The sequence below is a fragment of the Pseudomonas sp. LBUM1676 genome (genome assembly GCF_059695605.1).
Genome location: NZ_CP166777.1, coordinates 6,024,445 through 6,040,709, shown reverse-complemented (window position 1 = coordinate 6,040,709; position 16,265 = coordinate 6,024,445). Strand labels below are relative to the sequence as shown.

The window sequence follows — 16,265 nt, the reverse complement described above, 5'->3', positions numbered from 1 at the left end:
GAGCGAGCCTGCTCGCGAAGGCGGTGGATCAGTCAATGTTGATGTCGACTGGCACTGCGCATTCGCGAGCAGGCTCGCTCCCACAAGGGAATCGCGGCGCTTCGGAGTCAGTAGTGATACCACTTCAGCTCAAGCATCACCTCTTTCTCGGGTGAGGCCAGGTGGCTGAATTCGCGCTGGGCGCTCAGGCGCAGCCCGAGGTTGCGCGACAGTTCCCACTGCTGATTGAGGCTCAGGCTGCGGCGCACTTCACCGTTGGTGAAGAAATCGCCCTTGGCCTCGAGGCTGAAGTTGCCCAGCGGGTTTTTCCACAGCAGACCGCTGTTGAAGCCTGCCGCCGGGGCGATGAAGCCGGCAAAGTCATTGTTATGCTCAACGCGCACGGTGCCCAAGGCGAAACCGAGCAGGTCGTCGCCCAGTTGCCAGGTACCGCCGCCACCACCGTTGACGTGGCTGACCAGGGTTTCGTCGTCATGCTTGCCCGGCACACGCTCCAGGCCGCCCGTGACTTGCCACGAGAGCGGTTGCAACAACTCGTTGCGTGGGGTCAGGGAGCGGATGGTTGCCAGGTCCAGCTGCTGCAACTGCCACTGATTGCCTTCGTACTGGCGCAGTTTCATCTGCAGGATTTCGATCTGCGCACCGAGGGGGAAGCTTTCGGAATTGTCGTTAAGGTCGTGATAGGCCATGCGCAGGCCGTATTCGCCGAAAGCCTGGTCGCCGCGAGTGCCGATGCCCGCCTGCCATGTACGGGATTCATGACCGTCCTCGGGCAGGCCGGGGCGCGGGATGTCCAACTCCGGTGCCGGGTTCTGGTTGATCGCTCGCAGCAGCTCGAAACTGCGCTGTGCCCGTTGCGGATCGCGTTCCTGGCCATTGGCGCGGTAGCGCTCCAGTCGGTACGCAGCATCGATGATCAACGCCTGGCGGTCGCGGGCCTGAGCCTTGAACGCCGGGGTTTGCAATTGCTTCTGGTCGGCGCTGACCTTCAGTACCCACTGCTGTTCTTCATCGGTCAAGGGTTCGGCGCGACTGAGCAATTCACGTTCCCGAGACGGACGATACTCGATGGATTGCACCAGCCCGGCTTCCTTCACCGCTTTGACGGTGTCGGTGGGGATCGCGGTCAGCGGGAACTGTTCGGTCAGCCGCAGGCTCGGGCGGGCCACTTGCAACAGTTCCAGCAGGCGATAGGAGCAGTTTTCGTCGAAGAAGAAATAGTCGAACTTGATCTGTTTCAGTTCCCAGACGTGCTCGACCATACGCTCGGTTTCGGCCTGGGTCAGGTTGAGTCGGTATTCCCACAGATCGCGGTTTTCCAGACTGCGGTATTCTGAGAGTTTTTCCTGATAAGGCACCAGTGCAAACAGGCCCGGATAGCCGCCCATCAAGCCTTTCCAGGCATACAGGATGCTGTTGTCCGAACCTTCGATGTACGCACCGAAATTGATCGCGTAGCTGAGCAGGGCGGTTTGATCGCGCTGCACGTCAGCCTGATCGATGCGCAGCAGAGTGTGGCCGAACATCGATGAGGGACTGTTCAGATAGGCCGCCGGGAAAATCATCACCGCGCTGTGGGGCGAGACATCCTTGAACCATTGCTTGAACTCATTGCAGTCCGGTTGCGGCAGATCGCTGAGGCTCAGCTGCGCCTTCAGCCAGCGGGTGCGGGCGGGATAGACGCACTGGGCATGTTGTTCACCGGCACTCGCGGGGGCGTACAGCGCGTTGACCGTCGCTGCCAGCTCTCGGTCCGGATGTTCGTTGCCATCGGGAGCTAGGAAGAATTTCGGGTCACTGACATAGCTGCGCCAGCCGCCGAGCTTGGCGGTTTCGTAGTGGCCCAGGGAAATCCAGAAAGGGTCGTTGGCCAGTTGCTGCAAACGTTGATTGTCGATGTGTGGCGCGGCGGACAGCGGGGCGCAGACACAGAGCGCCAGCCAGGCAAGGCGTTTGAGCATAGTGGGCAACTTAGAATTCGAGAATAAAGACCCAAGGCGGGGCAAGGTCCAAAAAACAAAACCCGCTCCCCGAAAGGAGCGGGCGGGTCGAGCTTAAGCTTGAGTGGCGTACTTGACCAGACGAGGATCGCTTTTCAGCACGGCCAGGGTGTTGGTATGCACATCTTCAGCGGTCACGTCAGCCTTGCTGAATATCTGCTGGAAGTGCTCGTGAGTCACGGCGGCGAAGTGCGCACGGTCTTCCGGCGCCACGCCCAGTACCACGGCATAAGTGGTCAGCGCTTCGCCCTGACCTTTAGCCATGTCTTCGGACAGCTCGTTCATCATGCCATTCATGGCCAGCCAGGATTTGCCGCCATACGTCAGCGCTGCATTGGTCGAGCAACCGTTGGTACCTGAGGTCATACCAAAGGTGGCGTTGCCGGAAGTGCCGTTGGTGGTGGATGCCAGGAAGTGAGCCGGGGTGCCACGCTGACCTTCGAACAGCATGTTGCCCCAACCGCAATCCGGGCCGCCTGGCGCCTGAGCCATGGCGTTGATGGATACAGCGGTGAAGAGAGTACCGAGAAGAATCCGTTTCATAGCTATGTTCTCTTTTATGTGCATACCAATGGACAGGGTCTGGCCCGATCTGGCGCCAGTGGGCCGGTTATTGTTCCAGCCGCGCAGTTTGGAGTTTAGGCACGTTCCAGGGGTTCCGTGATTTTTCGCAATACATTCGTTGAAAGCATTGATTTAGACCCGGCCCGCCTGGAGATGTCAGTTTGGCTATGCTTTGGCTTTAGGCGCGCCTTGCAAGAGAGCCATGGGCAGCGCCAGAATGCCGCTATCTGCCCCGCCTGATGTAAGGAAGCCCGATGCCTGATCCTGTTGCTGCCAGCTTGCGTCTAGCGCCCGAAGCGCTGACCCGTCCGTTTTCCGCTGAACAGTTCAGCTTCTCTACCACCAATGATCTGGAGCCCTTCCGCGGTGTGCTTGGCCAGGAACGTGCGGTCGAAGCCTTGCAGTTCGGTGTGGCCATGCCACGCCCCGGTTACAACGTATTTGTCATGGGCGAGCCCGGCACTGGCCGGTTTTCGTTCGTCAAACGCTACCTGAGGGCCGAAGGCAAACGCCTGCAGACCCCGGCGGACTGGGTCTACGTCAACAATTTCGAGGATCCTCGCGAACCTCGCGCGCTGGAGTTGCCCTCGGGCACCGCCGGCGCCTTCATCGATGACATCAACGGTCTGATCGATAACCTGCTGGCAACTTTCCCGGCCGTGTTCGAGCACCCGTCGTACCAGCAGAAGAAAAGCGCCATCGACCGCGCCTTCAATCAACGTTATGACCGCGCACTGGATGTGATCGAGCGCCTGGCGCTCGAGAAAGACGTCGCGCTGTATCGCGACAGCAGCAACATCGCGTTTACCCCGATGTTTGAAGGCAAGGCCGTGGACGAAGCGGAATTCGCCCAGTTGCCGGAAGCCGATCGCGAGCGTTTCCATGACGACATTTCGTGGCTGGAAGAGCGGCTGAACGAAGAACTCGCCAGCCTGGCGCAGTGGAAGCGCGAGTCGAGCAATCAACTGCGACAGCTCAACGAAGAAACCATCACCCTGGCCTTGCAGCCACTGCTCGCGCCACTGTCGGAAAAATACGCGGAAAACGCCGGTGTCTGCGGCTACCTGCAGGCGATGCAGGTGTACCTGCTCAAGACCGTGGTCGAGCAACTGGTGGATGACAGCAAGCCTGACGCGGTCGCGCGCAAACTGCTGGAGGAGCAGTACGCGCCGAGCCTGGTGGTCGGTCATCCGTTCAGCGGCGGTGCGCCAGTGGTCTTTGAGCCGCACCCGACTTACGAAAACCTGTTCGGCCGCATCGAGTACACCACCGATCAGGGCGCGCTTTACACCACCTATCGCCAGTTGCGTCCGGGTGCGCTGCACCGCGCCAACGGTGGCTTCCTGATTCTCGAAGCGGAAAAAATGCTCAGCGAGCCGTTCGTGTGGGATGCGCTCAAACGCGCTCTGCAATCGCGCAAACTGAAAATGGAATCGCCGCTGGGCGAGATGGGCCGTTTCGCCACCGTAACCCTGACGCCGCAACACATTCCGTTGCAGGTCAAAGTGGTCATCATCGGCGCCCGGCAGCTGTACTACACGCTGCAAGACCTCGATCCGGACTTCCAGGAGATGTTCCGCGTCCTGGTGGATTTCGACGAAGACATCCCGATGCTCGACGAGAGTCTGGAGCAGTTCGCCCAATTGCTCAAAACCCGCACCTCCGAAGAAGGCATGGCGCCGCTGACCGCCGATGCGGTAGCACGCCTGGCGACTTACAGCGCGCGTCTGGCCGAACACCAAGGGCGATTGTCGGCGCGGATCGGTGATCTGTTCCAACTGGTCAGCGAGGCGGATTTCATTCGCCAGCTGGCCGCCGACGAGATGACCGACGCCGGGCACATCGAGCGTGCGCTCAAGGCCAAGGCCACCCGCACCGGACGCGTTTCGGCGCGGATTCTCGATGACATGCTGGCCGGGATCATCCTGATCGACACGGACGGTGCAGCCGTTGGCAAATGCAACGGGCTGACGGTACTGGAAGTGGGCGACTCGGCCTTCGGCGTGCCGGCCCGGATTTCCGCCACGGTGTATCCGGGTGGCAGCGGCATCGTCGACATCGAGCGTGAGGTCAACCTCGGCCAGCCCATCCACTCCAAAGGCGTGATGATCCTCACCGGGTACCTGGGCAGTCGTTATGCCCAGGAATTCCCCCTGGCGATTTCCGCGAGCATCGCCCTGGAGCAGTCCTACGGCTATGTCGATGGCGACAGTGCGTCGCTGGGCGAGGCGTGCACCCTGATCTCGGCCTTGTCGAAAACCCCGCTCAAGCAGTGCTTTGCGATCACCGGCTCGATCAACCAGTTCGGTGAAGTGCAGGCGGTGGGCGGGGTCAACGAGAAAATCGAAGGCTTCTTCCGGCTCTGCGAAGCTCGCGGGCTGACGGGTGAGCAGGGGGCGATCATTCCGCATGCAAACGTTGCCACGCTGATGCTCGACGAGAAGGTACTGGCGGCGGTGCGTGCGGGGCAGTTCCATGTTTACGCGGTACGCCAGGCTGACGAGGCGCTGAGCCTGTTGGTCGGTGAACCGGCGGGTGCACCGGACGAGAATGGCGAGTTCCCTGAAGGCAGCGTTAACGCACGGGTAGTGGAACGCTTGCGGGTGATCGCGGAAATGATCAGCGACGAAGACCTCAAGGAGGCCGAGAAGGAAGCTGCACTGGAAGCCCTGGTCGAAGCCAAACCAGCCTGACACAAACCTGAGGTCACCCTCAATCACTGTGGGAGCGAGCCTGCTCGCGAAAGCGGTGTGTCAGACGACATTGATGTCAACTGACACACCCTCTTCGCGAGCAAGCCCGCTCCCACATTTGCATTGTGTTAAATCTGAACAGGTGCCATCAGTCTGACGTCAATATTCACACAATGACCATTCGGCGCCTTCTGGTCTTACTTGACGTGCTAGTCAGACTTTTCTTCTATGATCAGCTCAAGGATATCGACAGTATCACTGGATCGAGACAGCCTTCCCGTGGGGGCTGAATACCGGATCTACCGAGGGTCGCCGCCATGTCGCGCAACCTCTGCCTCACCCGTCAATGCCTGGGTCTTGTGACCCGTATCGAGTGTGCCATCCGCCCATTGGCGGGGGATACGGGCATGTGGACCTTGCTTTTCGCCGCCGGAATGGCCGGCGAACAACCTTCAGCCATCAAAGCCCAAGGCCCGTTTCATGGCCCCTTCGTGGCTGAATCGATCCTCGACACCATTGTGGAAAGCCTGACCCTGCACGGCTACGAGCTGGCTGATGATCCACAAATCTGGTGCCTGCACCTGCAAGCCCAGCTGCGGGAAATCAACGGTGGCCGTTCGCGCAATCTCGGCTTCGAGTTCCGGCCCGATCGCTGAGATGACTATTGGGCAAGGTCAGCCTTGTCGAGTTTGACCTCGAAACCATATTGCACGGTGGCGAGGTCGGTTCGCTGGTAGGTTTCCAGTTGGATGGGCTGGCCGTAGAAGTAATGCACAGCGAATATCGCCGGGCCTTCTGCGCTCGCATCGTGACTGACCGACAGTATCTCCTTCAGATAACGGCCACTGCCGTCCTTGGCGAAAAAACGCCAGTCCTGGGCGGGAAACGCTTTCGAGTCAACCACCAGCGCGTTGCCTTTGATCTCCAGTCCTTTGGGTAATTGGTGGGCGTCGATGGTTTTCTTGTCGACGGTGGCCATGAACAGCGGAAAAGAGCCGACGGCATAAGCCGGTGTTTCCGGAAACAGGTTCAGGTCATAGGTGATCATGCCGCGCAGGGGATCGACCTGGTACGCCTGCGGCGGCAATTCGATCGGCTCGCCGCGCTGGCTGCTACCGTCTTCGGTAAAGAACGTGACGGGACTGCTGCCGGCGTTCAACGCGGTACCGAGCAGTTCATCATTGAAGCTTCTGGGATGATCGAACTCGATGCGCGCAGCGCTCGGATCTTCGACTGACTGACTGATGCTGACACTCTTTTTCAGTTGTTCCTCGCCCAGCGTCGCACTCTTGAGCCAGGTCGAAGCCTGGTCGTCGTACACCACCACCGGCAACTTAAGTGGCTGAATGGCTGTTGCCGTGGTGTGCGGGTCGAAGCGGCGTACCGGCAAGTTCAAGTCCTTGCGGATCACTGTGGCAGTCGAAAAATCCAGCACGCCGACTTCGAGGGTCTCGATCTGCCCGTTGAAGTACACCTTGGAGTAATGGCGCTTCTGTTGCTGCTCAAAGCTGCGTTGCTCTTCGTCCAGCTGTTTTTCGAACGATTCGCTCCAGGCCTTCTGCTGTTGCATATTCGCCAGTTGCTTTTGATAGAAGGCAATTTGTGCGGCAGTTTCATTGATCGAGCCTGAGCGCGAGAGAAATTGCCCGGTGCTGTCTCTGGCCTGAACGATCAACGGGTTCAGCGAAGTGTCGCTGAGCTCGGAAGCCAGGGGCGCGCTGTTGCTGAATTCGATTTCGGCGTAGTTGTTTTCCAGCTTCAGCAGGGTGACGCTGAGATTGTTGTTGGTGCGGGTCTGACCGACGTCCTTTTGTGTCAGGTCGAAGCTGTAGAGTCGGCGCGGCGCGATCACTTCCACCTTGCCTTGCAGGCTCACCGGCTGAGGCTGGTGCTTGTTTTCGACGTCCAGGCCATCGATGAAGGGATAAGTGACCGTCAGATCATCGGGGTTGGTCAGGTTGGAGCTCGATGGACTCAGTTGAATGCCGGGATCGGTTTCCGACCATTCCGGCTGGAATGGGATGACGCGTTTGTTGCTCAAGGTCACCGATTGCCATTCCAGGCCATGGGGAAAGAGAAACGCGGCCGGGATGTTGAAGTTGAAAGGGAACACCGGTTGCAGATCGGTCAGGTAGTCGGAGCTTGAGTCTTTGTGCAGCACGAACAGACCGTTGATGTAGGTGTCGATCAGGTCCTGTGGCGTGGGGTAGTGCTTGAGCACGGCGAGGACGTCTTCGTCGTATTCGGTTTCCACGGGTTTGCTCTCGAGTTTGAGCTGCGCACGCTCGAGCAACAACAGTGAACCGCCGAGTTCGGCCACGGCATCCTTGAGTTTCGGGTCCTGAATCGCATCCAGGGACTTCTCGAACTGCGCCGTCTTTTCCTCGAGGCTGACCTGGCGCTTTTCATCACTGGGTGAGCAGCCGCTCATCAGCAGAGCCAGGCAAATTCCGGCGCTCGTTAAAGGCAATCGCACTTCCATTTTTCCCGTCTTCCTGTCCGATGTCGCTGAGCTGTCAATGGTTTGGACACTAGCAGAAAAACCTTGTCACACACGCGCAGGTTACGGATTTTTCGGTTGTTTCTGGGTGTAACGGGTGGCTGGTATACTCGCGGCCATTTCCAGCCAACTGTGAGAATCAATGGAACGCTTTATCGAAAATGCAATGTATGCCTCCCGCTGGTTGCTGGCGCCGATCTATTTCGGCCTGTCTCTCGGGCTGTTGGCGCTGGCGCTGAAATTCTTCCAGGAAGTGTTTCACGTCATCCCTAACGTGTTCTCGATGGTTGAGTCGGAACTGATTCTGGTGCTGCTGTCGCTCATCGACATGGCCCTGGTGGGCGGTTTGCTGGTGATGGTGATGATTTCCGGGTACGAGAACTTCGTTTCTCAACTGGATATCGACGACAACAAGGAAAAGCTCAACTGGCTGGGCACCATGGATTCTTCCTCTCTGAAGATGAAAGTGGCAGCCTCCATCGTGGCGATTTCGTCCATTCACTTGCTGCGGGTATTCATGGACGCCCAGAACCTCGATCCCGAGCACTTGAAGTGGTACGTGATCATCCACATGACCTTCGTGGTCTCGGCATTTGCCATGGGTTACCTGGACAAGCTGACCAAGCATTGATTGCACTAACCCTGCACATCCCCTGTAGGAGCGGGCAACCCTCGCTCCTATAGGGGAATGCGAAACAGACGAGCGGTGTCGTCCGTGGCTTGTGCTTTGATGCGCCAAAGCCTATGCCTGTAAGAATGCTGGCTCGCCACTGTGTGAGGTGTGTTCATGAATCTGCAAGAATTGAATGCCTATGCCATCGCCGGGAAGATCGATGAGCTCAATCTGATCTCGATGGAAGGCGGGATCTACCTGCTGGAGGCGCGCATGCACGGCGCGGCGTATCCCCTGAGCGATGCCCGCGGCAAGGCCTTTCACCTGCGCTCGGTCGAACATGCCCGTGAGGTGCTGCACGCCTTTCCCAGCTTGCCGTTCAACCTTGTGCATACTTCGGTTCATGACGAAATGTGCGGGCTGGGTGCCAGTTCGGAAGAAAGCCTGAAGGTGCCGATCGCCTTCCGTACTGCGTGGCCGCACTGACGCCCCTGATCAACGCCATGGCATCTGTGCTAGTCTGCTGGCCCTTTTGGTTCCGGGCGCCCTCCGGGACGCGCTGTGCACGCACGGCAAGTTCCCTGGCCGTCCGCACAGCGGAGCAGTGTCATGTCCGAAGTAAATCTGTCCACCGACGAAACCCGCGTCAGCTACGGCATTGGCCGTCAGCTGGGCGACCAGCTGCGCGACAACCCGCCACCGGGCGTCAGCCTGGACGCGATCCTGGCCGGCCTGACCGACGCTTTCGCCGGTAAAGCAAGCCGTGTAGGTCAGGAAGAAATGTCCGCGAGCTTCAAAGTCATCCGCGAAATCATGCAAGCCGAAGCGGCAGCCAAGGCTGAAGCAGCGGCAGGCGAAGGCCTGGCCTTCCTGGCTGAAAACGCCAAGCGTGATGGCATCACTACCCTGGCTTCCGGCCTGCAATTCGAAGTACTGACTCAAGGTGAAGGCGCCAAGCCAACCCGTGAAGATCAAGTGCGCACTCACTACCACGGCACCCTGATCGACGGCACTGTGTTCGACAGCTCCTACGATCGTGGTCAGCCTGCAGAATTCCCGGTTGGAGGCGTGATCGCTGGCTGGACCGAAGCCCTGCAACTGATGAACGCCGGTAGCAAATGGCGTCTGTACGTGCCGAGCGAGCTGGCTTACGGCGCTCAAGGCGTTGGCAGCATTCCGCCGCACAGCGTACTGGTTTTCGACGTCGAACTGCTCGACGTTTTGTAATATCCGCTGATCACCTGTAGGAGCAGCCGGTCGACGCTAGATTGCTCGCGAAAAACTCAAAGGCACCGCGTTCATTCAGAATGCCCGCGTTATCGTTGACGCCCATCGCGAGCAAGCTCGCTCCTACAGGGTTTTATGTTGTTTTTCATATTTCGATCTTGTGGTTCAGATCGCTGCTCGGGCGCAACGCCCTGGCATAGCAGAACAGAAACAGATTGCGCACCAGCTCCTTGAGCACCACCGGTTCGCTGGAGCTCAGGCCGTTGAGGTCCAGATCACCCTGATCCTGCAGCTCGTTCAAGGCTTCTTCTTCAAGCACTGCACATACTTCCCCGGTTTCCCGATGCAGGATCCTGAGGTACGGGTGTGGGCGGTCAAGCCAGGCGTCGATCAAATAAGTCATGTTCTCATCTCCATCAAAGGGTTCAATGAGAATAATTCTTATTCATCAAATAGCAAGGACCTATTGGAGGTTTGTGCTTTTTTGCGGGTAAAGATTGCGTAAGGTCAAAACGACTGGCGTTTGGCTATTGCGAGGTTTTGTTGGTCGAAGTGGGGAGGGTGAAGCACCATCCCACGTCAGGCGCGGGATGGAATACATCAGGGATCAGACTTTTCTGACGAACTCGGATTTGAGCTTCATCGGGCCGATACCGTCGATTTTGCAGTCGATGTCATGATCGCCATCGCACAAGCGGATGTTCTTGACCTTGGTGCCGACCTTGACCACCAGCGACGTGCCCTTGACCTTGAGGTCCTTGATCACGGTGATAGTGTCGCCGTCCTGCAGGACGTTGCCGACTGAATCCTTCTTCACGGTGTCATCGGAGGCGGCTTCGGTTTCAGCGCCCGCGGACCACTCGTGGGCACACTCGGGGCAGATCAGCTGGGCGCCATCTTCGTAAGTGTATTCGGAATTGCATTTCGGGCAGGGTGGCAACGTGCTCACTAAGGCTCCTTGGATTCAGGATCGCTAAAAAGCGCACATTGTATAGGGTTTTAGGCGGGAGAGGGCGGGGCGCTGAATAACCTGTGGGAGCGAGCCTGCTCGCGATGAGGCACTTACATTCAACATCTCTGTTGACTGAAGGTCCGCTATCGCGAGCAGGCTCGCTCCCACAGGGGATGGTCGTCGTTAATGCGTGCGGGCTACCGCAAATTCGCTCAATTCGACCAGCGCATCGCGGTATTCGCTGGCTGGCAGCGCATCGAGGCACTTGATGGCGCGGGTCACGTAGTCACGGGCCAGCTGCGCGGTGTAGTCCAGCGAGCCTGACGCTTCCACGGCTTCGCGAATGCTTTCCAGATCTTCGATCCCGCCTTTCTGGATCGCCTTGCGCACCAGTGCCGCTTGTTCCGGCGTGCCTTCACGCATGGTGTAGATCAGCGGCAGGGTCGGCTTGCCTTCGGCCAGATCGTCGCCGACGTTCTTGCCCAGGGTCTCTGCATCGCCCTTGTAATCCAGCAGGTCGTCGACCAGTTGGAAGGCCACTCCCAGGTGATCGCCAAACGTACGCAAGGCCTCGGCCTGTTCCGGTGTGGCGTCGCACAAGGCTGCAGCACTGTGGGTCGAGGCCTCGAAGAGCATCGCGGTCTTGCCGCGGATGACTTCCATGTAGGTTTCTTCGGTGGTGCTGGCGTCACGCACCTTCGACAGCTGCAACACCTCGCCTTCGGCGATGATCCGCGTGGCTTGCGAAAGGATCTTCATCACCGGCATGGAGCCCAGTTCGACCATCATTTCGAAGGAGCGTGAATACAGGAAGTCGCCTACCAGCACGCTCGGAGCGTTGCCCCACATGGCGTTGGCGGTCGAGCGGCCGCGGCGCATGCCGGACATGTCGACCACGTCGTCATGCAGCAGGGTCGCGGTGTGCAGGAACTCGATGGTCGCGGCCAGCAGGCGCAGGTCATCGCCTTCGCGACCCAGGGCCTTGCCACACAGCAACACTAATAACGGACGCAGGCGTTTACCGCCGGCCGAGGTAATGTAGTCGCCGATCTTCGATACCAGCGGAACTCGGGAAGTCAGCTGCTTCTTGATGATGCCGTCGACGGCTTTGAAATCGTCCGCCACCGCGCGGTAGAAAGCTTGGGGTTGCATCAGAGACAGGTGCTCCAGAAGGGTTGCGCGGCATGCTAGGACCCACGTCGGCGGGTGTCAAGGTACGATGGACGGCCACTTGCATCGCCCTGTCAGCTTGCGTACAATCGCGCACCCTGAACTTCCTGGGCAGCACCTGCCTTACGCAATTGCAAACAGGCCTTCCAGCCTTATGCAGCCATGCCAGCCAATACCTCTTCTTATAAAGAGCTGGGTGAGCAGGATTATCGGAGAAATACCATGTCTTATGCAGTAATCGTTACTGGTGGCAAGCAGTACAAAGTTGCTCCAGGTGAATACCTGAAGATCGAAAAACTGGAAATCGCTACCGGCGAATCCGTTACTTTTGATCGCGTTCTGTTGGTTGCCAATGGCGACGACGTGAATATCGGCGCTCCAGTTGTTGCTGGCGCTACCGTTGTGGCTGAAGTGATCTCCCAAGGTCGTCACGATAAAGTCCGCATCATCAAGTTCCGTCGCCGTAAGCACCACATGAAGCGTATGGGCCACCGCCAGTGGTACACCGAGATCAAAATCACCGGTATTCAGGCTTAATTTCAGCCTAATTCCTCACTAGGAGAATTGAACTCATGGCACACAAAAAAGCTGGTGGTAGTACCCGTAACGGTCGCGACTCAGAAGCCAAACGCCTTGGCGTGAAGATGTATGGCGGCCAGGTTATCATTCCGGGCAACATCATCGTGCGTCAGCGCGGCACCCAATTCCACGCTGGCTACGGCGTTGGCATGGGCAAGGATCACACTCTGTTCGCTAAAATCGACGGCGTGATCAAGTTCGAAGTAAAAGGCGCCTTCGGTCGCCGTTACGTGAGCATCGTCCCGAAGACTGACGTCGTCGCGGCATAATTACGTAGTTGCTGGAAAAGCCCTGTCTCGCGACGGGGCTTTTTCGTTTGTGGGGTGAGTCTCTTGCAAAGCTGTTTGTAATGGGCTCCAGCGCTGGATTCGCGGTCGTTGATTGAGGTCGCTGCGCTCATTTTTGCAAGAGTCTTATGTCTTGGTTTTTTCGGCTCGTCCGTATGGCGAGAGGCGTTTTGTTATGAAGTTTGTTGATGAAGTATCGATTCGAGTAAAGGCCGGTGACGGCGGCAACGGTTGCATGAGCTTCCGTCGCGAAAAATTCATTGAAAACGGTGGCCCGAACGGTGGTGACGGTGGTGACGGAGGCTCGGTCTACATGCTCGCCGACGAAAACCTCAACACCCTGGTCGACTACCGTTACACCCGGCACTTCGATGCCGAGCGCGGTTCCAACGGCGGCAGCACCGACTGCACCGGTAAAAAAGGTGAAGAGCTGGTGCTGCGTGTACCGGTCGGCACCACCGTTATCGACGCTGCCACTCAGGAAGTGATTGGGGACCTGACCAAGGCCGGTCAGAAATTGCTGGTGGCTCACGGTGGCTGGCACGGTCTGGGCAACACCCGTTTCAAATCCAGTACCAACCGCGCTCCGCGCCAGACCACTCCGGGCAAGCCGGGTGAAGCGCGTGATCTCAAGCTGGAAATGAAGGTGTTGGCTGATGTCGGCCTGCTGGGCTTGCCCAATGCTGGCAAAAGTACCTTTATTCGTTCGGTGTCGGCCGCCAAGCCGAAAGTCGCCGATTACCCGTTCACCACGCTGGTGCCGAACCTGGGTGTGGTCAGCGTCGATCGCTGGAAGAGCTTCGTGGTGGCGGACATTCCGGGCCTGATCGAGGGTGCTTCCGATGGCGCGGGCCTGGGGATTCGCTTCCTCAAGCACTTGTCGCGTACCCGTCTGCTGCTGCATCTCGTGGACATGGCGCCGCTGGATGACACCAGTGCCCCGGATGCTGCTGAAGTGATCGTCAGCGAGCTGACCAAGTTCAGCCCGTCCCTGGCTGAGCGTGACCGTTGGTTGGTGCTGAACAAGTGCGACCAGATCCTTGAAGAAGAGCACGATGCCCGGGTCAAGGAAATCGTCGATCGCCTGGAGTGGACCGGTCCGGTCTACGTGATCTCGGCCATCTCCAAGCTGGGTACCGAGCGTCTGTGCCACGACATCATGCGTTACATGGAAGATCGTGCCGATCGCCTGGCCAACGACCCGGCCTACAAGGAAGAGCTGGCTGATCTCGATCAGCGCATCGAAGACGAGGCCCGCGCCCAGTTGCAGGCCCTGGATGACCAGCGTGCCCTGCGTCGCAGTGGCGTGAAGTCGGTCCATGACATCGGTGACGATGATTGGGACGAAGAAGATGTGGATGACGAAGACGGTCCGGAAATCATTTACGTGCGTGATTGATCCGTTGCGATAAACTTAAGCGCCGCTCACTTGAGCGGCGTTTTAGTATCTGGAAATCGGAAGTCACGAATAACGTTACGGGTAGCGCTGGGTCGCGCTGTCCTCAAGCTAAGGTTGAAGATGATGCGGAGCAAGGTGGCAGGTGCGCAGCGTTGGGTCGTGAAAATCGGCAGCGCGTTGCTGACGGCGGACGGCAAGGGCCTGGATCGCGCCGCAATGGGTGTCTGGGTCGAGCAGATGGTGGCCTTGCATGAGGCGGGCGTCGAGTTGGTGCTGGTGTCCTCCGGGGCGGTAGCGGCAGGCATGAGCCGTCTGGGCTGGACTGTGCGACCCAGTGCGATGCACGAGCTGCAGGCCGCTGCCGCTATCGGTCAGATGGGGTTGGTGCAGGCCTGGGAATCGAGCTTTGCCGAGCATGGGCGGCATACCGCGCAGATTCTCCTGACCCACGATGACCTGTCTGACCGCAAACGCTACCTGAACGCCCGCAGCACCCTGCGTGCGCTGGTCGAGCTCAAGGTGATCCCGGTCATCAACGAGAACGACACCGTGGTCACCGATGAGATTCGGTTCGGTGACAACGACACCTTGGCGGCGTTGGTGGCCAACCTGGTCGAAGCTGACTTGCTGGTGATCCTCACTGATCGCGATGGCATGTTCGACGCCGATCCGCGCAACAATCCCGGCGCCAGCCTGATTTACGAAGCGCGCGCCGACGATCCGGCGCTGGATGCGGTCGCCGGTGGTACCGGTGGCGCGCTCGGCCGTGGCGGCATGCAGACCAAGTTGCGTGCTGCGCGCCTGGCCGCCCGGTCCGGTGCGCATACCATCATCGTCGGCGGCCGCCTAGAGCGGGTGCTGGATCGCCTCAAGGCGGGCGAGCGCATCGGCACCTTGCTGTCACCTGAGCGCGGCATGCTGGCGGCGCGCAAGCAATGGCTAGCCGGACACCTGCAAACCCGCGGCACGCTGGTGCTGGACGCCGGCGCGGTAACGGCGTTGTCCCAGGGTAATAAAAGTTTGTTGCCCGTGGGTGTCAAGCTGGTCCAGGGCAGCTTCCGTCGTGGTGAGATGGTGGTCTGCGTGGCGCCGGACGGTCGAGAAATTGCCCGTGGCCTGGCCAACTACAGTGCGCTGGAAGCACAAAAAATCATCGGTCAATCGTCTGAGGCGATTGTCGGTCTGTTGGGTTACATGGCTGAGCCTGAACTGGTTCATCGCGATAACCTGATCCTGGTCTGAAGGAATACCTGAATGCGCGTTGCAAAAGGATTGTTGGGTCTGCTGCTGGCGATGCCGCTGCTGGCCTCGGCCGAGGAGATCGGTCAGGTGTCGACGGTGTTCAAGTTCGTCGGTCCGAACGACCGTATCGTCGTTGAGGCATTTGACGATCCGAAGGTGGAGGGCGTGACCTGCTACCTGTCCCGGGCCAAGACGGGCGGGGTGAAGGGTGGCTTGGGCTTGGCTGAAGATCGCGCCGAGGCGTCCATTGCATGCCGGCAGGTCGGGCCGATCAGCTTCAAGGGTGAGTTAAAGGATGGCGACGAGGTGTTCAAGGAGCGCACGTCGCTGGTGTTCAAGACCATGCAGGTGGTGCGATTCCTCGACAAGAAGCGCAATACACTGGTGTATCTGGTCTATAGCGATCGCTTGATTGAAGGCAGTCCGCAGAATGCGGTGACGGCAATTCCAATTCTGCCGTGGGCACATGCCCAGTAATCTGACGTAAATCGAACTGTGGGAGCAAGCTCGCTCCCACAGTTTTTTTGTGTGTGCATCAAATCGCAGGCAATAAAAAACCGACCCTGAGGTCGGTTTTTTAACGAGCGCGTCGCTTAGGCAGCAGCGGCAACGTTCAGGGCCTTGACGTGGCCATTCAGGCGGCTCTTATGACGAGCAGCTTTGTTCTTGTGGATGATGCCTTTATCGGCCATACGGTCGATAACTGGCACAGCCAGAACGTAAGCAGCTTGAGCTTTTTCAGCGTCTTTTGCGTCAATGGCCTTAACTACATTCTTGATGTAGGTACGAACCATGGAACGCAGGCTGGCGTTGTGGCTGCGACGCTTCTCAGCCTGTTTTGCACGTTTTTTGGCGGAAGGTGTGTTGGCCACCGTCGAGCTCCTCGAAAGACTTTTTAGGAAATAGCAAACAAAATAGGCCGCGAATCATGCCGATGAGTTGATGTCTTGTCAAGGGCGGTTGAGACGTTCCGCTAAGTGGTAGGTATAAAGAGGCGGGATATTTATTTCCGGCGCTTGACCTGTAAACTCGCGAGCTT

Annotated in this window: 17 protein-coding genes; 10 read left to right on the top strand and 7 right to left on the bottom strand. The window is 58.6% G+C overall.

Annotated elements, in window-relative coordinates; translation table 11 throughout:
* Window positions 1–107: 107 nt before the first annotated feature.
* Entirely contained in the window at window positions 108–1,961 is a 1,854-nt protein-coding gene (locus ACA041_RS27935) for an Lnb N-terminal periplasmic domain-containing protein (RefSeq protein ID WP_497438750.1), read from the bottom strand.
* A gap of 93 nt (window positions 1,962–2,054) precedes the next feature.
* On the bottom strand, window positions 2,055–2,543 hold the full coding sequence (locus tag ACA041_RS27930; RefSeq protein ID WP_497438749.1) for a DUF3015 domain-containing protein: 489 nt from the start codon (window positions 2,541–2,543) through the stop codon (window positions 2,055–2,057).
* Window positions 2,544–2,818: 275 nt separating this feature from the next.
* On the opposite strand from ACA041_RS27930, the gene ACA041_RS27925 reads away from it, so the two are divergent.
* Entirely contained in the window at window positions 2,819–5,257 is a 2,439-nt protein-coding gene (locus ACA041_RS27925) for a Lon protease family protein (protein WP_497438748.1), read from the top strand.
* Between the two features lie 317 nt (window positions 5,258–5,574).
* Complete coding sequence (locus ACA041_RS27920; protein WP_128874476.1) at window positions 5,575–5,913, top strand: PA4575 family protein; 339 nt, start codon at window positions 5,575–5,577, stop codon at window positions 5,911–5,913.
* Between the two features lie 5 nt (window positions 5,914–5,918).
* Here ACA041_RS27920 and ACA041_RS27915 read toward each other — a convergent pair whose 3' ends face one another.
* Complete coding sequence (locus tag ACA041_RS27915) at window positions 5,919–7,739, bottom strand: hypothetical protein (protein ID WP_497438747.1); 1,821 nt, start codon at window positions 7,737–7,739, stop codon at window positions 5,919–5,921.
* A gap of 160 nt (window positions 7,740–7,899) precedes the next feature.
* Between ACA041_RS27915 and ACA041_RS27910 the strand changes: the two genes are divergently transcribed.
* From ACA041_RS27910 to bamJ, 3 genes are all read left to right on the top strand, one after another.
* The gene (locus ACA041_RS27910; protein WP_497438746.1) at window positions 7,900–8,388 is read left to right on the top strand and encodes a TIGR00645 family protein; all 489 of its coding nucleotides are present in this window, start codon (window positions 7,900–7,902) and stop codon (window positions 8,386–8,388) included.
* A gap of 156 nt (window positions 8,389–8,544) precedes the next feature.
* A complete protein-coding gene (locus tag ACA041_RS27905; protein ID WP_497438745.1) occupies window positions 8,545–8,856 on the top strand; it encodes a DUF6482 family protein in 312 nt (103 codons plus the stop codon).
* Window positions 8,857–8,979: 123 nt separating this feature from the next.
* Entirely contained in the window at window positions 8,980–9,597 is a 618-nt protein-coding gene (gene bamJ / locus ACA041_RS27900) for a BamJ family beta-barrel-assembly machinery protein (protein WP_497438744.1), read from the top strand.
* A gap of 145 nt (window positions 9,598–9,742) precedes the next feature.
* On the opposite strand, the gene ACA041_RS27895 is transcribed toward bamJ, so the two are convergent.
* The 3 genes from ACA041_RS27895 to ACA041_RS27885 form a co-directional block, all read right to left on the bottom strand.
* Window positions 9,743–10,000, bottom strand: a complete 258-nt coding sequence (locus tag ACA041_RS27895) for a PA4570 family protein (RefSeq protein ID WP_497438743.1) — start codon at window positions 9,998–10,000, stop codon at window positions 9,743–9,745.
* Between the two features lie 204 nt (window positions 10,001–10,204).
* A complete protein-coding gene (locus ACA041_RS27890) occupies window positions 10,205–10,546 on the bottom strand; it encodes a zinc ribbon domain-containing protein YjdM (protein ID WP_497438742.1) in 342 nt (113 codons plus the stop codon).
* A gap of 186 nt (window positions 10,547–10,732) precedes the next feature.
* Window positions 10,733–11,701 (bottom strand): polyprenyl synthetase family protein, encoded by a 969-nt coding sequence (locus ACA041_RS27885; protein ID WP_497438741.1) that lies wholly within the window; start codon window positions 11,699–11,701, stop codon window positions 10,733–10,735.
* A 240-nt stretch (window positions 11,702–11,941) separates the two neighbouring features.
* Here ACA041_RS27885 and rplU point away from each other — a divergent pair, with 240 nt between their 5' ends.
* The 5 genes from rplU (at window position 11,942) to ACA041_RS27860 (ending at window position 15,703) form a co-directional block, all read left to right on the top strand.
* Window positions 11,942–12,256, top strand: a complete 315-nt coding sequence (gene rplU / locus ACA041_RS27880; protein ID WP_003176051.1) for a 50S ribosomal protein L21 — start codon at window positions 11,942–11,944, stop codon at window positions 12,254–12,256.
* A 35-nt stretch (window positions 12,257–12,291) separates the two neighbouring features.
* Window positions 12,292–12,567, top strand: a complete 276-nt coding sequence (rpmA, locus tag ACA041_RS27875) for a 50S ribosomal protein L27 (protein ID WP_007901871.1) — start codon at window positions 12,292–12,294, stop codon at window positions 12,565–12,567.
* Window positions 12,568–12,760: 193 nt separating this feature from the next.
* A complete protein-coding gene (cgtA, locus tag ACA041_RS27870) occupies window positions 12,761–13,984 on the top strand; it encodes an Obg family GTPase CgtA (protein WP_497438740.1) in 1,224 nt (407 codons plus the stop codon).
* A 123-nt stretch (window positions 13,985–14,107) separates the two neighbouring features.
* Window positions 14,108–15,226 carry a glutamate 5-kinase gene (gene proB / locus ACA041_RS27865; RefSeq protein WP_497442188.1) on the top strand — a complete coding sequence of 373 codons (1,119 nt, stop codon included), beginning with the start codon at window positions 14,108–14,110 and terminating at the stop codon, window positions 15,224–15,226.
* A 12-nt stretch (window positions 15,227–15,238) separates the two neighbouring features.
* Complete coding sequence (locus ACA041_RS27860; protein ID WP_015096894.1) at window positions 15,239–15,703, top strand: CreA family protein; 465 nt, start codon at window positions 15,239–15,241, stop codon at window positions 15,701–15,703.
* A 116-nt stretch (window positions 15,704–15,819) separates the two neighbouring features.
* Here the strand turns inward: ACA041_RS27860 and rpsT are convergent, their stop codons facing one another.
* The gene (gene rpsT, locus ACA041_RS27855; RefSeq protein WP_003185593.1) at window positions 15,820–16,098 is read right to left on the bottom strand and encodes a 30S ribosomal protein S20; all 279 of its coding nucleotides are present in this window, start codon (window positions 16,096–16,098) and stop codon (window positions 15,820–15,822) included.
* Between the last annotated feature and the right edge of the window lie 167 nt (window positions 16,099–16,265).

What these genes read in the sequence shown, in the direction of transcription:
- ACA041_RS27935 (WP_497438750.1), bottom strand. Translation starts at nt 1,961, where the DNA reads ATGCTCAAACGCCTTGCCTGGCTGGCGCTCTGTGTCTGCGCCCCGCTG.
- ACA041_RS27930 (WP_497438749.1), bottom strand. Translation starts at nt 2,543, where the DNA reads ATGAAACGGATTCTTCTCGGTACTCTCTTCACCGCTGTATCCATCAAC.
- ACA041_RS27925 (WP_497438748.1), top strand. Translation starts at nt 2,819, where the DNA reads ATGCCTGATCCTGTTGCTGCCAGCTTGCGTCTAGCGCCCGAAGCGCTG.
- ACA041_RS27920 (WP_128874476.1), top strand. Translation starts at nt 5,575, where the DNA reads ATGTCGCGCAACCTCTGCCTCACCCGTCAATGCCTGGGTCTTGTGACC.
- ACA041_RS27915 (WP_497438747.1), bottom strand. Translation starts at nt 7,739, where the DNA reads ATGGAAGTGCGATTGCCTTTAACGAGCGCCGGAATTTGCCTGGCTCTG.
- ACA041_RS27910 (WP_497438746.1), top strand. Translation starts at nt 7,900, where the DNA reads ATGGAACGCTTTATCGAAAATGCAATGTATGCCTCCCGCTGGTTGCTG.
- ACA041_RS27905 (WP_497438745.1), top strand. Translation starts at nt 8,545, where the DNA reads ATGAATCTGCAAGAATTGAATGCCTATGCCATCGCCGGGAAGATCGAT.
- bamJ (WP_497438744.1), top strand. Translation starts at nt 8,980, where the DNA reads ATGTCCGAAGTAAATCTGTCCACCGACGAAACCCGCGTCAGCTACGGC.
- ACA041_RS27895 (WP_497438743.1), bottom strand. Translation starts at nt 10,000, where the DNA reads ATGACTTATTTGATCGACGCCTGGCTTGACCGCCCACACCCGTACCTC.
- ACA041_RS27885 (WP_497438741.1), bottom strand. Translation starts at nt 11,701, where the DNA reads ATGCAACCCCAAGCTTTCTACCGCGCGGTGGCGGACGATTTCAAAGCC.
- rplU (WP_003176051.1), top strand. Translation starts at nt 11,942, where the DNA reads ATGTCTTATGCAGTAATCGTTACTGGTGGCAAGCAGTACAAAGTTGCT.
- rpmA (WP_007901871.1), top strand. Translation starts at nt 12,292, where the DNA reads ATGGCACACAAAAAAGCTGGTGGTAGTACCCGTAACGGTCGCGACTCA.
- cgtA (WP_497438740.1), top strand. Translation starts at nt 12,761, where the DNA reads ATGAAGTTTGTTGATGAAGTATCGATTCGAGTAAAGGCCGGTGACGGC.
- proB (WP_497442188.1), top strand. Translation starts at nt 14,108, where the DNA reads ATGCGGAGCAAGGTGGCAGGTGCGCAGCGTTGGGTCGTGAAAATCGGC.
- ACA041_RS27860 (WP_015096894.1), top strand. Translation starts at nt 15,239, where the DNA reads ATGCGCGTTGCAAAAGGATTGTTGGGTCTGCTGCTGGCGATGCCGCTG.